The organism is Paenibacillus sp. FSL R10-2199 (genome assembly GCF_038000235.1).
GTDB lineage: Bacteria > Bacillota > Bacilli > Paenibacillales > Paenibacillaceae > Paenibacillus_AQ > Paenibacillus_AQ phytohabitans.
Map to the genome: position 1 here is coordinate 1,412,897 of NZ_JBBOBO010000001.1, position 13,694 is coordinate 1,426,590.

The 13,694-nt window shown below is 54.5% G+C and carries 10 protein-coding genes; all 10 read left to right on the forward strand.

The features are described 5' to 3' along the window. Positions 1-87: 87 nt before the first annotated feature. The 10 genes from NYE33_RS06225 (at position 88) to NYE33_RS06270 (ending at position 13,604) form a co-directional block, all read left to right on the forward strand. Positions 88-720: a ThuA domain-containing protein gene (locus tag NYE33_RS06225; RefSeq protein WP_042140290.1), complete on the forward strand. Its 633-nt coding sequence runs from the start codon at positions 88-90 to the stop codon at positions 718-720. A gap of 158 nt (positions 721-878) precedes the next feature. After that, a complete protein-coding gene (locus NYE33_RS06230; protein WP_039305489.1) occupies positions 879-1,235 on the forward strand; it encodes a phasin family protein in 357 nt (118 codons plus the stop codon). Next, entirely contained in the window at positions 1,236-2,906 is a 1,671-nt protein-coding gene (locus NYE33_RS06235; protein WP_042140289.1) for an ABC1 kinase family protein, read from the forward strand. Between the two features lie 425 nt (positions 2,907-3,331). Further along, positions 3,332-5,248, forward strand: coding sequence for a DEAD/DEAH box helicase (locus NYE33_RS06240; protein ID WP_445669775.1), 1,917 nt, complete (start codon positions 3,332-3,334; stop codon positions 5,246-5,248). A 200-nt stretch (positions 5,249-5,448) separates the two neighbouring features. Then, positions 5,449-6,408: a M15 family metallopeptidase gene (locus NYE33_RS06245; RefSeq protein ID WP_042140288.1), complete on the forward strand. Its 960-nt coding sequence runs from the start codon at positions 5,449-5,451 to the stop codon at positions 6,406-6,408. Between the two features lie 936 nt (positions 6,409-7,344). After that, positions 7,345-7,683 (forward strand): DUF3243 domain-containing protein, encoded by a 339-nt coding sequence (locus NYE33_RS06250; RefSeq protein WP_042140287.1) that lies wholly within the window; start codon positions 7,345-7,347, stop codon positions 7,681-7,683. 217 nt (positions 7,684-7,900) lie between these two features. Beyond that, positions 7,901-8,926: an LLM class flavin-dependent oxidoreductase gene (locus NYE33_RS06255; protein ID WP_341065139.1), complete on the forward strand. Its 1,026-nt coding sequence runs from the start codon at positions 7,901-7,903 to the stop codon at positions 8,924-8,926. 580 nt (positions 8,927-9,506) lie between these two features. Then, the gene (locus tag NYE33_RS06260) at positions 9,507-9,986 is read left to right on the forward strand and encodes a glutathione peroxidase (protein ID WP_039309160.1); all 480 of its coding nucleotides are present in this window, start codon (positions 9,507-9,509) and stop codon (positions 9,984-9,986) included. Positions 9,987-10,240: 254 nt separating this feature from the next. Then, positions 10,241-11,875 (forward strand): formate--tetrahydrofolate ligase, encoded by a 1,635-nt coding sequence (locus NYE33_RS06265; protein ID WP_341065141.1) that lies wholly within the window; start codon positions 10,241-10,243, stop codon positions 11,873-11,875. Between the two features lie 364 nt (positions 11,876-12,239). Beyond that, complete coding sequence (locus NYE33_RS06270) at positions 12,240-13,604, forward strand: FAD-dependent oxidoreductase (protein WP_341065143.1); 1,365 nt, start codon at positions 12,240-12,242, stop codon at positions 13,602-13,604. Positions 13,605-13,694: the final 90 nt, after the last annotated feature.

Below are 13,694 nucleotides of genomic sequence, written 5' to 3' on the forward strand. Positions count from 1 at the left end.
CGATTCGATGGACATCCGGGGCTGTTTTACTTAGAATAATAGGCAACGTTCCACCACAAAGATAAAGAAATAAGGAGGAGGAGACCCATGGATAAGAGAAAATGCCTGTTACTTGGCGATTATACCCACCCGCGGTTTCACCCGCTGCAAGGCGTAGACAAGCAGGTCAGCGAGATTCTGAATGATCTTCTGACCGTACAGTGCTCGGAGAATAAAAAGCTGCTGTTAAGCGAGCATTTGGCAGGATATGATCTCTGCATTGCATATAACGAATTATGGAACGAAACCGTATCTCCCCAGCAGACGGCGGGTTTGCTGAGTTATGTAAGCGGGGGCGGCGGCCTGATTGTCCTGCATACCGGTGTTTCGCTGGCGAAGCGGTATGAGCTGGCACATCTGATCGGCGGCAGATTCACCGGACATCCTCCCTATGCACCGCTGAATTTCAAGGTGCGGGAACATGATATTACCGAAGGCATTGAGGATTTCCAGCTCGATGAAGAGCCGTACCGTTTCGAATTCGACCCCTTCACCGATAAGAAGATTCTGCTTGAATATGAAGCGGACGGGGAAATGCTGCCTGCGGCCTGGTGCCACAGCTACGGTCAGGGACGGGTTGTCTATCTGATGCCCGGCCATCATGAGCCGTCGTTCCGTCATCCGGCAGTCCGCCAGCTGATTCTGGGCGCAGCCACTTGGGCGGCACGGATTCCCAGATAGACCCGGACTTTTGTGAAAGACAGTATATATTTTGGGGTCCCCGCAAAGTACCTGAGTAATCATCGAAGATTTGGCCCCACTTTGTGGGGTTATTTTGTGAATTGGCCCGCTAAGGGGTATACTCTAACCATAACTGGAATCTTTGGGAGGGAAGTACCATGAGTGATTTGTTCAAGAAAGCAATCTCTTTAGGAGTGGGCCTCACCATTGTCAGCAAGGAAAAGGTTGAAAAGGTCGTAGATGAACTCGTCAAGCGGGGCGAGCTTGCGCCATCGGAATCCAAGGCACTGGTTGACCGGCTGGTGGAGCGCGGTGAAGAAGAACGCGGTACCTTCAAAGCAGCTGTACATGAGCAGGTTCAGAAGGTGCTGAAGGAGCTCAAGGTGCCTGTTCAAGGAGACATTGCCGGACTGGAATCGCGCATTGCTGTGCTTGAACGCCGCGTGGCCGAGCTGGAGGGCAATACGGCTCCCCGCACCCAGGAGGATGTCGTGCCGGAAACGCATACGGAATAAATGGCAGTCCGCATAAGACATGCCGGCCGTTACCGGGCAATAGCCATGGCGCTGATGCGTCATGGCTTCGGCTATATGGTGGAGGAACTGGGCCTCTATCATCTCCTGTCCCTTCCGCGCCGGATTATTACGCAGGAGGTTCACGAAAGCGTAACACTCGGGGAGCGGATCCGCCGGGTGCTGGAGGATCTGGGGCCAACGTTTGTCAAATTGGGCCAGCTCGCCAGTACACGTTCCGATCTGCTGCCGGATTCGATTATACAGGAGCTTATTAAGCTGCAGGACAATGTGCCGCCGTTCTCGGCCGAGACGGCCCGCAATATTATCGAGCAGGAACTCGATCAGCATATGGATGCGGTCTTTGAGTACTTCGAGAACAACCCGCTTGCTGCGGCTTCCATCGGTCAGGTGCACCGGGCGGTGCTGCACGGCGGCCAGAGTGTAGCGGTCAAGATTCAGCGTCCCGGGGTCATGCGGACCATGAGCCGGGATCTTGAAATTCTGCTGGATCTAAGCGTCCTGGCTGAGCGGAAGATGGACTGGGCCAAGCAATACGGATTAACCCGGATGGTCGAGGAGTTCTCCCGCGCCCTGATGGCCGAGCTTGATTATGCCCAGGAAGGGCGCAATGCCGAACGTATAGCCGGGCATCTGACTGCCCAGGATAATGTATATATACCGGCCATCTATTGGGATTTCAGCTCGACACGGGTGCTGACGATGGAATACGTGGACGGAATTACGCTGAACCGCAGGGATGAGCTGCTGAACAAGGGCGTCAAGCTCAAGACTATTGCCCAGCAGCTTGTAGAGATGATGCTGAACCAGATTTTCATCCATGGCTTCTTTCATGCCGATCCGCATCCGGGCAATGTCATGGTGCTGGAGGACGGCAAGCTGGCTCTGATTGATTTCGGGATGGTCGGTCGGCTGAGCGAGGAAATGAAGGACGGGCTGTCCGCACTCGTGATCGCACTGATGCGCAAGAACACCGATTCGATGGTACGGGCCATTCTGCGGCTGGGCGTGATTCCGGAGGATGCCGACCGGATGGCGCTGCATGATGATATGGACCGGCTGCGGGAGCAGTATTATGATATCCCGTTCAAGCAGGTCAGCATCGGCAAGGCGCTGAATGATCTGTTCGGCATTGCCCGCAAGCACCGGCTGGTTATTCCGCCGGATCTCGCGATGCTGGGCAAGACGATGCTGACGCTGGAGGGCATGGTCGCCAGCCTCGACCCGGCCTTCAGCATAGTGCAGATGGCCGAGCCGTTCGGCAGGCAGCTGGTGAAGCAGCGCTTCAGCGGAAGCCGGCTGCAGCGCAAGCTGCTCGGCGGAGTAGCCGATCTTGCCGAGAGTCTGGTGGAGCTTCCTGCCCAGGCCCGGCAGCTCTCCGCACTGCTCAGCAAGGGGAAGCTCAAGGTGGAGATTGGGGTACCTGAGCTCCAGAATCTGGAGCACAAGTTCAGCCGGGTCGGCAACCGGCTCTCCTTCAGTATCGTACTGCTGGCCTTCAGCATTATTATGGCCGGTCTGATTGTTGCTTCCTCTCTGCGCGGTGAGCCTTCGCTGCTCTGGGATTTCCCCATCGTGGAGATCGGCTCCGTCATCGCTATGCTGATGATTATATGGCTGCTGTTCTCGATATTCAAATCAGGAAGATTCTAGCGGGATAAGTCCCGGGAAATAATTATTCTTCCGCAGATGCACACAAGCGGCGCGAAATCAAGTACAATATATAAAGATAACTTGCCCAAAATTAAAGTGTAATGGAACGCAAATGGAGTGCCGTCTGAATGTCCGGTGGATCGCTGCTGCCCCAGAAACCGAACTTCGACTGCAGCCTTGCGGGCCAGTGGAACGGAAGGGCTCCGGCAACGGGGTTCTTCCGCTTTTGTTTGATACGGATACCTGAGAGCGATATCTGGACTGGCTGTCCTGGCACAGCACACTATGCAGGACGGTGCAGCCGTTGCCGCCTGATAACGGGCTTATGCCGCAGGCCAAGCCTTGTGAATGCGTACATTACTCCGATAAATGGATGAATATAAGTTATGAAGTGAAAACTTAGGGAAAATAGTGAGGTGGAGCAATTGCCGGGTTTTAAAGAATTAGGAGTTTCAGAAGTACTAAACGATCTGCTCAAGGGGCAGGGAATCGTGAAGCCGACGCCGGTGCAGGAAGAGGCGATTCCGCCGCTGGTAGAGGGTCTCGATGTTATCGCCCGTGCCAAGACGGGAACAGGGAAGACACTGGCTTTCCTGCTGCCGATTATGGACAAAATCCGGGTAGAGGCGGCTTATCCGCAGGCGCTTATTCTCGCGCCGACGCGTGAACTTGCGCTGCAGATTACCGAAGAAGCGCGCAAGCTGGCGCGCCATACGGGAGTGAAGATTCTGGCAGTCTATGGCGGACAGGATGTGGAGAAACAGCTCCGCAAGCTGGAAGGCGGCAGACATCTGATTATCGGAACGCCGGGACGGCTGCTGGATCACCTGCGCCGGGAGACGCTGGACTTAGGCGGCGTGAAGATGCTGGTGCTGGATGAAGCGGACCAGATGCTGCACATGGGCTTCCTGGAGGATGTAGAGACGATCATTACGGCTGTGCCTTACCGCCGCCAGACGATGCTGTTCTCTGCGACAATGCCGGACCCGATCAAACGACTGGCTGCGAATTATATGAAAGAACCGCTGGATATCATTATCAAGAGTGGCTCTCCAATTCCGCTGGACAATATCCGCCAGCAGGTAGTGGAATGCTCTGACCGCAATAAGGAAGAGGCGCTGATCTCCCTAATCGAGCGGGACCGCCCGTACCTGGCGATCATCTTCTGCCGGACCAAACGCCGGGCCATCAAGCTGAACGAAGCACTGCAGGCGGCCGGGTATGACTGCGACGAATTGCACGGCGACTTATCGCAGGGCAAACGCGAAGCGGTTATGAAGCGGTTCCGCGATGCCAAGCTGCAGCTGCTGGTTGCTACGGATGTGGCAGCCCGCGGGCTTGATGTGGAAGGCATTACCCACATCTTCAACTACGATCTTCCGCTGGATGCGGACAGCTATATTCACCGGATCGGCCGCACGGGCCGCGCCGGAGGCAAAGGCCTTGCGATCACGTTCTCTTCGCCGCGTGAACGCGCCGGGCTCGAACTGATCGAGCACGGCATCTCCCAGCGGCTGGACCGCCGCCGGTACGAGAAGGATGAATTCGGCGTTGGCGAATTCACCTCTGTGCAAGGCGGCGGCTCGCCGCGCGGCGGGCGGCAGAACGCAGCGCCTGAAGCGGCGCGCGCTGGACGCGGCGGCCGCGGGCAGGGACGCAGCGGCGGTGCTCCGCGCGCGGAAGCCGCAGGGCGTCCGGGCGGACGCGGACGCGGCGGCAAGGAAGCAGGCGGCTGGGGTGCGCCTGCGGAAGGCGGAAGCCGCAGCCGTAAGGACGCGGCAGGCGGTGGCGGCAAGCGCAGCGCGTACAGCGCGGCTGCGGCTCCGCGGGGCGGCGACTCCGCCGGCAAGAGCGCGGCGAAGCCAAGACCGGGCGGCGGCTACGGCGCCTTCGCCAGCGGCGGCGACAGCAGCCCGGCTCCGGGTTATGTGGCTGGAGCGAATGCCGCAGGCGGACGCGGCGGCAATAAGGGCGGCGGCGCCAGAAGCGGCGGCCCGAGCAGCGGCTACAGCACCAATGTGTCCAGAGGCGCGGATGCCGGCGGATTCAGCTATGGTGCTTCGAAGGGCGCCGGCTCCGGTGCCGGGTACAACCCGGGCGGCGCGAAGTCGAGCCCGAAATTCCGGGCGCATGTAGCCCGAAGCAATGAAGGCGGCGGCTCAGGCGCGCCCGCTACCAAAGGCGGCGGCTCACGCGGCGGTTATAGCGCCGGCGGCGGCTCCAAGGGCGGCAAAGGCGGCTTCAGCTCGGGCGGACGCAGCAGCGGCGGAACCTCATCGCGCGGCGGACGCAGTGGCGGCTCCGGCGGCGGTTCACGCGGCGGACGCGGCTCATCCAGATAAAGGCGCTTTACATTCATAAGTGAAACTTGTTACCATAGGGCAGTTAGCGTATCGGCTAATTGTTCTATGGTAATATTTGTGTTAGGGGCTGGTGCACATTTATCAGCCCGGACTGAAACATTTCGGCCCTTCAGCCTGTCTAATAATGTAACTAAGCTTTTAGAAAGAATACAGAACTTCTAGGAGGAACGAAACCGCATATGTCCAGAACCACCAAGATTGTCATCTTGTTCATCGTTGTCATTGCTGTCGGCTGGGGAATCGGGAAGTATACTAGCCCGTCCGCTTCCCGGGAAGACGGAACGAATATAAATACAGGTACCGATCTCGGGGCCGGGCCGGGTACGGCGCCGGAGACTTCGGCACTGCCAAGCGCAGAGCCGGACGGCCAGGAGCAGGGCTCCGGCAACAATACGGGGACTGAGCCTACACCGGCTGTAACAGAGGCGCCTGCGGATTCAACGAGCGGGGAGAATAATGCGGCCGGGACTCCGGAACCAACGGACAAGCCTGCCCCTACGGATAAGCCCGCAGCTACGGATTCCGGCAGTAATGGTGATGCAGAGATGGTTGCCGCCGAACCGGAGAGCATCGCGGTTATGGTTAATAAGCAGTACAGACTGCCTGATAAATATAAGCCGGCCGATCTGGTCTACCCTGATGTGCCTTTTATATTCTCGGAGAAGATCGAGAAGCGGATGCTGCGGCGTGAAGCTGCCACGGCGCTGGAGGAGATGTTTGCCGGAGCGAAGAAGGACGGTATTTATCTGGCTGGTGTATCCGGCTACCGTTCGGAAGCGACCCAGAGAAGGCTGTTCAATAACTATGTAGCCCGGGACGGCGAAGAGAAAGCCCGTACCTACAGTGCGTTGCCCGGACACAGCGAGCATCAGACGGGTCTGGCGATTGATCTGTCCGGCAGTGACGGCAAATGTGCGGCCGAAAGCTGCTTTGCCGGTACGAAGGAAGCAGAATGGCTTGCGGATCATGCCGCTGAGTACGGATATATTATCCGGTTCCTCGAAGGCAAGCAGGCGATCACCGGATATATTTATGAGCCTTGGCATGTCCGGTATGTAGGCAAGGAGATCGCCGCGTCCGTATCGGAGAGAGGAATTACCCTCGAAGAATATTATGATGCCGTTCCGGTGTCGAATTAATGTGAAATCGATGTACAGCCGGCCCCGTGGTTCACGGGGTCTTTTGTGAATAGTTGGACCTCCGGGCGTCTGCTGTTGCCGTAGTTGCCACATTTACGTATTTGAGTATTTGCAGTATTTGCAGTATTTTCCGTGGTAATCGTTGGAATTCCTCGATTCATCAGCTATTTGTGGCAGAAACAGAGTAGCTTTATACAAACTTTTATACAAAATCCTGCCCAAAATACAACATTTCCCTCATTCTATCGGCGCAAATCCAGAAATGTTGTATAAAAGGCAGGATTTCACTGTGTTCAAGCGGCTTAGCAGAATTATTCTTGTATTTTCTACAACAATCCTCTCGAACACCCTGCTATCAAGGAATCAAAGTTGCAGAACGTACAACATTTACACCTACAGTGCTTCCTAAGATTCTCCATTCTGCCGGCAACGAATCAAGTTTATGGAATTGATGTATTCATCCAGTCCCACACAGCGGCTGAATGGTAGTTTGTAGGGTTGTTACTGTATTGCGGTTTATTCTTGTAGGGTTGTTGCTAAATTGCGGTTTATATAGTTGAATGGCTGAGCCTGACGTAAGCGGACTGAGAAGCGCTTATTTCTCCGTTAATCATCATATTGGCGCCGAAGAGGACTGAGATTCCGTTATCTTATGTATTTTTGCCTGAAATGAGGATCTGTGGACATATAAGGGATTGTGAGTCCGCTTGATCTGCAAATACGGCCGTTCTTCCCGAATAAGGGATTCTCAGTCCGCGTCACTGACAGCCCGGGCCATGAGAGTGCTGACAGGTTTCTGTTTGCGCAGGAAAGCGGTGTGTCCACGGGATGACGATCAATCCTCCTATATCCTTCGGCGGGCTTCGTTTGGTTCACCCGCGGGACCTCTGGTTAATTAGTGGGAAACCGCACACTAATAAATGGGAGGTGTTCTGTATGTCTGAACATAATCATGTGGTGAGCAAGGACGGAAGTGTGACGATGCACCGGGTGAACGATGCGCTGGACCGGATTGAGCCGGGGCAGAAGGAATTGATCCTGAACAATTTCGAGGATTTCAAAAGCTACTTGGGAAAGCGCATCCAACTGGCGCAGAAAATCGGGCTCAGCGATGAGCAGCTGGCTGTGGCTGCCGAGAAAATCGCCGATTATCTGGCGGCGTACGAAGAGCCCCGCAACAGTGAGGAGAAGCTGCTGCTGGAACTGTGGAAGGCCGGAAACAAAGAAGAGCGCCACCGGCTGGCGCATATGCTGGTGAAGATGGTACAGCATTAAGAAGCAGCAGACAACGGGTGCCGCCTTGAAGAGGCCAGTGCCCGTTGTTTCTGTATCTGCTGCCCCTCCTTCTGCCTTGTATCTGTTTATGGTCGGCAATGCAGACGGATGCTCAGATTGACTGATTCCGGGGATATATCCGGTGATATAATGGACTGGACCAATATAGATGTTCCCGCCGAAGTTGAAAATTCAAACCCATTGGAGCTGCTCCTATATGAAATTAAGCATTCTGGATCAATCGCCGGTGTCTGAAGGGAGCACGCCTGCGGAGGCACTGGCCCAGACAGTATTGCTGGCCCGCGAAGCTGAGCGACTCGGGTATCACCGCTTCTGGGTTGCAGAGCATCACGCGGCGCCCGGACTGGCCGGCTCCAGTCCGGAGGTGCTGATGGCTCATCTGGCTGCTGTAACTTCGGAGATCCGCATCGGCTCAGGAGCTGTGCTGCTCCCGCATTACAGTGCTTACAAGGTCGCTGAGAACTTCCGCGTCCTGGAGGCCTTGTATCCCGGGCGGATCGATCTGGGTGTGGGCAGAGCAGCAGGCGGCGGTGCGCTGTCCGCCAGGGCGCTGCAGGATAACCGTGTGAATCCTGAGGATATAGACCGTTATGAGCAGCAGCTTAAGGAACTTATTGCTTATCTGAATGATGAGACTGGGGCTGCGGAACCTCCGCACCGCTATGCCGGACTGCAGGCTACACCTGCCGTGAGTACAGCGCCGGAAATCTGGCTGCTGGGTTCAAGCAGTGCCAGTGCGGCGCTCTCGGCCCGGCTGGGGACCGGGTATGCCTTCGCGCGGTTTATCAACGGGAACGGGGGAGCGGAAGCGGTGCGGGAGTATGCGGATAGCTTCGCCCCATCCCGTGCTGCTGCAACGCCACAATCGCTGGTGGCAGTTTTTGCCGTCTGTGCCGGGACCTCTGAGGAAGCGGACCGCCTGGCCGCCAGCATGGATCTGTCGCTGGTGCTGCTGGAGAAAGAGCATCTCTCCACCGCCACTCCTTCTGTAGAAACTGCTATGAATTATACATATACACCTTATGACAGGTTCTCCATTAAGGATAACCGTAAGCGGATGGTCGTAGGATCGCCGATTGAAGTCAGAGAGCAATTGCAGGCGCTGGCGGAAGAATATCGATGCGGGGAGCTGATGATTTCATCACATATTCACAGCTTTGAGGATAAGCTGACATCTCTCCGGCTTATTGCTGAAGCCTGCGGGCTGACGCGAAGAGGGTAGCTTTCCAGGGCCCGTTGAGAAATGAAGATGAAGGGCATAAAAGTACCTGAATCCGCCCAAAGTGGGCTGGCTGCGAACCTAAACGAGCCCACTGTATGCGAAAAAACGAGTACAATGTGTCACTGCGGAGGCTAACAAGCCCAACGTATGCGAAAAACCGATTATAATGTGTCACTGAGAAGGTAGACGAGCCCACTGTATGCGAAAAAACGAGTACAATGTGTCACTGCGGAGGCTAACGAGCCCAACGTATGCGAAAAACCGAGTACAATGTGTCACTGCGGGGGCAAACGAGCCCAATGTATGCGAAAAACCGAGTACAATGTGTCACAGCGGAGGCTAACGAGCCCAACGTATGCGAAAAACCGAGTACAATGTAGCCCCAAATGGGCTGCTCACTTAACGATTATCCCTGCAGCTGCCACCCGCACCGCATTCGGAGCCTGAAATTTTGTATCACGCTGCCAATAGGATAAAATAAAGAGGAATGCTCGCAGTGATGCATAAGCTGCATAAGGGCATGGACTCTATAAGCCGCCAGGGTAAATACGAATATACAGCCGAAAGGAAGCGAAGCAGGATGTCGATCTATAGTTTTGCCGGAGTCACACCTTCGGGTACAGAAGTGCCGTTTAAGGACTATGAGGGCAAGGTGCTGCTGATCGCCAATACGGCCAGCAAGTGCGGGCTTACCCCGCAATACGGAGATTTACAGAAGCTGTACGAACAATACGGAGATCAAGGGCTTGTTGTGCTGGGATTCCCCTGCAACCAGTTTGCCGGCCAGGAGCCGGGTACAAGTGAGGAAGCGGAAGCCTTCTGCCAGATCAATTACGGCGTTACTTTCCCGGTGTTTGCCAAGGTAGATGTGAATGGGCCAGAGGCAAGCCTGCTGTTCCAATATTTGAAGGGTCAGCAGCCGGGTGACGGGGAGAGCAGCGATATCCAGTGGAACTTCACGAAGTTTCTGGTAGACCGCAGCGGCAATGTGGTGGCGCGTGTGGAGCCGAAGGAATCACCGGAGAGCATGAAGGACCTTATTGAATCGCTGCTGAAGTAAGTAAGGATAGCTGTCACAAAATAGTCCGCTCCCGGATTGGGGTGCACCCGCACCCTGTCCGGGAGTTTTTTTGATATCTAAGCAAGCGGTTTCTGCTTGACTGTAGAGACGGAAGTATCCCCAGTATGAAAATTATCCTTGAATCTTTTCAGAGACACTGTATCCTTTGAAGAGGAATGTTTCACTCATCTACGGAGATTGCATAAAGAATTATGGGATGCAGGATAATAACGGCAGGAGGGTTTCATAAAGGCATGAGGTTAATAACAGAGGTAGCATCGGCAGCAGGGATCAATGAAGAGCATCTGGAGTTGTACGGTAAATATAAAAGCAAACTGTCGCCGTCCCTGTGGGCGGAGCTGAAGCACAAACCGGACGGCAAGCTGGTCCTGGTTACGGCAGTTAACCCTACACCGGCGGGTGAAGGCAAAACCTTGACAACCATCGGATTAGCCCAGGCGCTGAATGCGGCGGGGATCAAGACGGTAGCGGCATTGCGTGAACCTTCGCTTGGACCCTGCCTGGGCATGAAGGGCGGCGCAACCGGCGGAGGCAAGGCGCAGATTGTTCCGGCAGACGAGATTAATCTGCATTTCACCGGGGATATCCATGCGGTGACCTCCGCGCATAACCTGCTCTCCGCGATGATCGATAATCATATTTTTCAGGGCAACGCCTTGAACCTGGACCCGCAGCGGATAGTATGGAAACGTGTGATGGATATGAATGACCGCAGTCTGCGGAATATAGTGACCGGTCTTGGCGACGGGAACGGGACGGTGCGGGAGAGCGGCTTCCAGATCACGACGGCGTCTGAGATTATGGCTGTGCTGTGCCTCTGCAATGACCTCGCGGATCTGAAGAAACGGCTGAGCCGGATGCTGGTTGGATATGACCAACTGGGACAGCCAATAACCGCGAAGAACATCGGAGCGGTTGAAGCAATGACTGCACTGCTCAAGGAAGCGGTTAAGCCTAATCTGGTGCAGACGCTTGAAGGCACGCCCGTGATTGTGCATGGCGGACCCTTCGCTAATATTGCCCACGGCTGCAGCAGTGTAATCGGAACCCGGTACGCTCTGAAGCTGGGAGACGTGGTAGTGACTGAAGCGGGCTTTGGCGCAGACCTTGGTGCTGAGAAGTTCATGGATATTAAATGCCGCCAGGCCGGCCTGACCCCTTCTGCCGCAGTACTGGTGGTTACAGTGAAATCACTGAAATATAACGGAGGTGTCCGCAAGGAAGAGCTGTATGCCGGCAACCGGGCGGCGCTGCTCTCCGGATTATCCAATATGGAGCGCCATATTGAGAATCTCGGTAAATTCGGTGTGCCTGTACTCGTTGCCCTCAATCACTTTGAAGGGGATGCCCCGGCGGAGATTAACGAGGTGCTGGAGGCCTGCCGCCGGCTGGGTGTGCCTGCTGCGGTATCCAAGGTATGGGCTGAAGGAAGCGCAGGCGGGCAGGAACTGGCGCAGGAGCTGAAGAAGCTGCTGGACCGGGAAGAGGCCGTAAAGTTCGCGCCGCTGTATGAAGACAACCTGGACATTCCGTCCAAAATCAATAAAATCGTCACCGAAATCTACCATGGCGCAGAAGTGGCCTTCTCCCCGGCAGCCAAACGCAGTCTGGCTGTTATTGACAGGCTGGGCCTGCACCAGCTTCAGGTCTGTATGGCCAAAACGCCATATTCCTTCTCGGATCAGCCGAGGCTGCTTGGAGCACCGGAAGGCTTCACCATGGGTGTCAGGGACATTACATTGTCTCTTGGCGCAGGTTTTGCAGTAGTCATCACAGGGAACATTGTCACGATGCCGGGCCTTCCCGCCAAACCGGCCGCAGAAGGGCTGCTGGTCGATGAAGATGGTGTGATCTCCGGTTTGGAATAAACGGTTTTTTGGCCGCATACAGGCGGCAGCCATCCATTAGATAGAGCCTCACTTGTTCCGCAGAAGGTTTGCGGTGTAGTGGGGCTTTTTTTGCTGCAAAGATTAGAATTTATACAGTTTCACACCCTAACGCTGCTTCCTGCTGCTTCCTGCTGCTGACAGACATAATGTCCTACTGGCGGGGAAAACTAATGCAAGAAGAAAAGAAATTCAGCAGATAATTAAAAATTGAAATTGTGAACAATGTGAGAAAATTCACAAAAGTGCTTGTAATGTGATAAATATCACAATATAATCAGTGTATAAAGTGAAATTAATCACAACTACAGAGAAACAGGCTTGTAAATTGGAGGAGGAAGAAATCATGAAAGTAGCAGTCATTGGATGTACACACGCCGGAACCGCCGCAATTGTTAATACCGCACAGCTGTACCCGGATGCCCAGATTACGGTTTACGAGCGCAACGATAACATATCGTTCTTGTCTTGCGGCATTGCGCTTTACGTAGGGGGAGTCGTCAAGGACCCGCAGGGATTGTTCTATTCTTCCCCGGAACAGCTTGCAGCACTGGGTGTGCAAACGAAGATGCGCCATGAAGTGACGAATGTGGATACCGCCCGCAAAACATTGAAGGCCCGCAACCTCGCTACAGGTGAAGAATTTGAAGATACGTACGACAAGCTGATTATGACAACAGGCTCATGGCCGATTGTGCCTAAGCTGGAAGGTATAGAGCTGGAGGGGATTCTGCTCTCGAAGAATTATAATCACTCCAACACCATTATTGAACAAGCGCAGAAGGTGAAAAGAATTACAGTAGTCGGAGCCGGATATATCGGCGTTGAGCTGGTTGAAGCTTTTCAGATGAACGGCAAGGAAGTTACCCTGATCGACGGGGAAGACCGCATTCTGAGTAAATATCTCGATGAAGAATTCACGGCTCCGATTCAACAATCTCTTGAAGAGCACGGCATCAGACTTGCGCTTGGAGAGAAGGTTGCAGCATTCGCCGGAGAGAACGGCAAAGTGACTAAGGTCATTACAAGCAAGGGAGAGCATGAAACCGATCTGGTCATTCTCTGCATCGGCTTCCGTCCGAATACAGAGCTGCTCAAGGGTCAAGTCGATATGCTTCCGAACGGCGCTATTATGGTCAACGATTACATGCAGACCAGCCTGTCGGATGTATATGCCGCTGGTGACAGCTGTGCGATTCATTACAACCCGACCGGTAAACATGCCTATATTCCGCTCGCCACGAACGCTGTACGCATGGGGACACTGGTAGCCCGCAATCTGGTCTCGAATACGATTCCTTATATGGGTACGCAGGGAACATCAGGCATCAAGATTTATGAAGACAATATTGCCGGAACCGGACTTACCGAGGATGCCGCCAAAGCCGAAGGTATGGATGCTGAAAGTGTTATGCTGATTGACAACTACCGTCCGGAGTTTATGCCGACATTCGAGCAGGTTCAGGTAAAAGTCGTATTCGAACGTGCGACCCGCCGCATTCTTGGGGCACAGATTATGTCCAAGATGGATCTGACGCAGTCGATCAATACCGTATCGGTTTGTATTCAGAATAAAATGACCGTGGACCAGCTGGCCTTCATTGATTTCTTCTTCCAGCCGCACTACAACAAGCCTTGGAACTTCCTGAACACTGCAGGACTTCAGGCACTGCCCAAGGCAGTTGCCGTTAAAGAACCAGTGCATGTCTAATCACGCCTGATTTCGCCGGGGCCCGTTAAGGGCTCCTTTTTTTTATGGTTTTAACTATTAATTCCGGGTCCGAATGAGAAAAATATTCCG

What these genes read in the sequence shown, in the direction of transcription:
- NYE33_RS06230 (WP_039305489.1), top strand. Translation starts at nt 879, where the DNA reads ATGAGTGATTTGTTCAAGAAAGCAATCTCTTTAGGAGTGGGCCTCACC.
- NYE33_RS06250 (WP_042140287.1), top strand. Translation starts at nt 7,345, where the DNA reads ATGTCTGAACATAATCATGTGGTGAGCAAGGACGGAAGTGTGACGATG.
- NYE33_RS06245 (WP_042140288.1), top strand. Translation starts at nt 5,449, where the DNA reads ATGTCCAGAACCACCAAGATTGTCATCTTGTTCATCGTTGTCATTGCT.
- NYE33_RS06235 (WP_042140289.1), top strand. Translation starts at nt 1,236, where the DNA reads ATGGCAGTCCGCATAAGACATGCCGGCCGTTACCGGGCAATAGCCATG.
- NYE33_RS06260 (WP_039309160.1), top strand. Translation starts at nt 9,507, where the DNA reads ATGTCGATCTATAGTTTTGCCGGAGTCACACCTTCGGGTACAGAAGTG.
- NYE33_RS06270 (WP_341065143.1), top strand. Translation starts at nt 12,240, where the DNA reads ATGAAAGTAGCAGTCATTGGATGTACACACGCCGGAACCGCCGCAATT.
- NYE33_RS06255 (WP_341065139.1), top strand. Translation starts at nt 7,901, where the DNA reads ATGAAATTAAGCATTCTGGATCAATCGCCGGTGTCTGAAGGGAGCACG.
- NYE33_RS06225 (WP_042140290.1), top strand. Translation starts at nt 88, where the DNA reads ATGGATAAGAGAAAATGCCTGTTACTTGGCGATTATACCCACCCGCGG.
- NYE33_RS06265 (WP_341065141.1), top strand. Translation starts at nt 10,241, where the DNA reads ATGAGGTTAATAACAGAGGTAGCATCGGCAGCAGGGATCAATGAAGAG.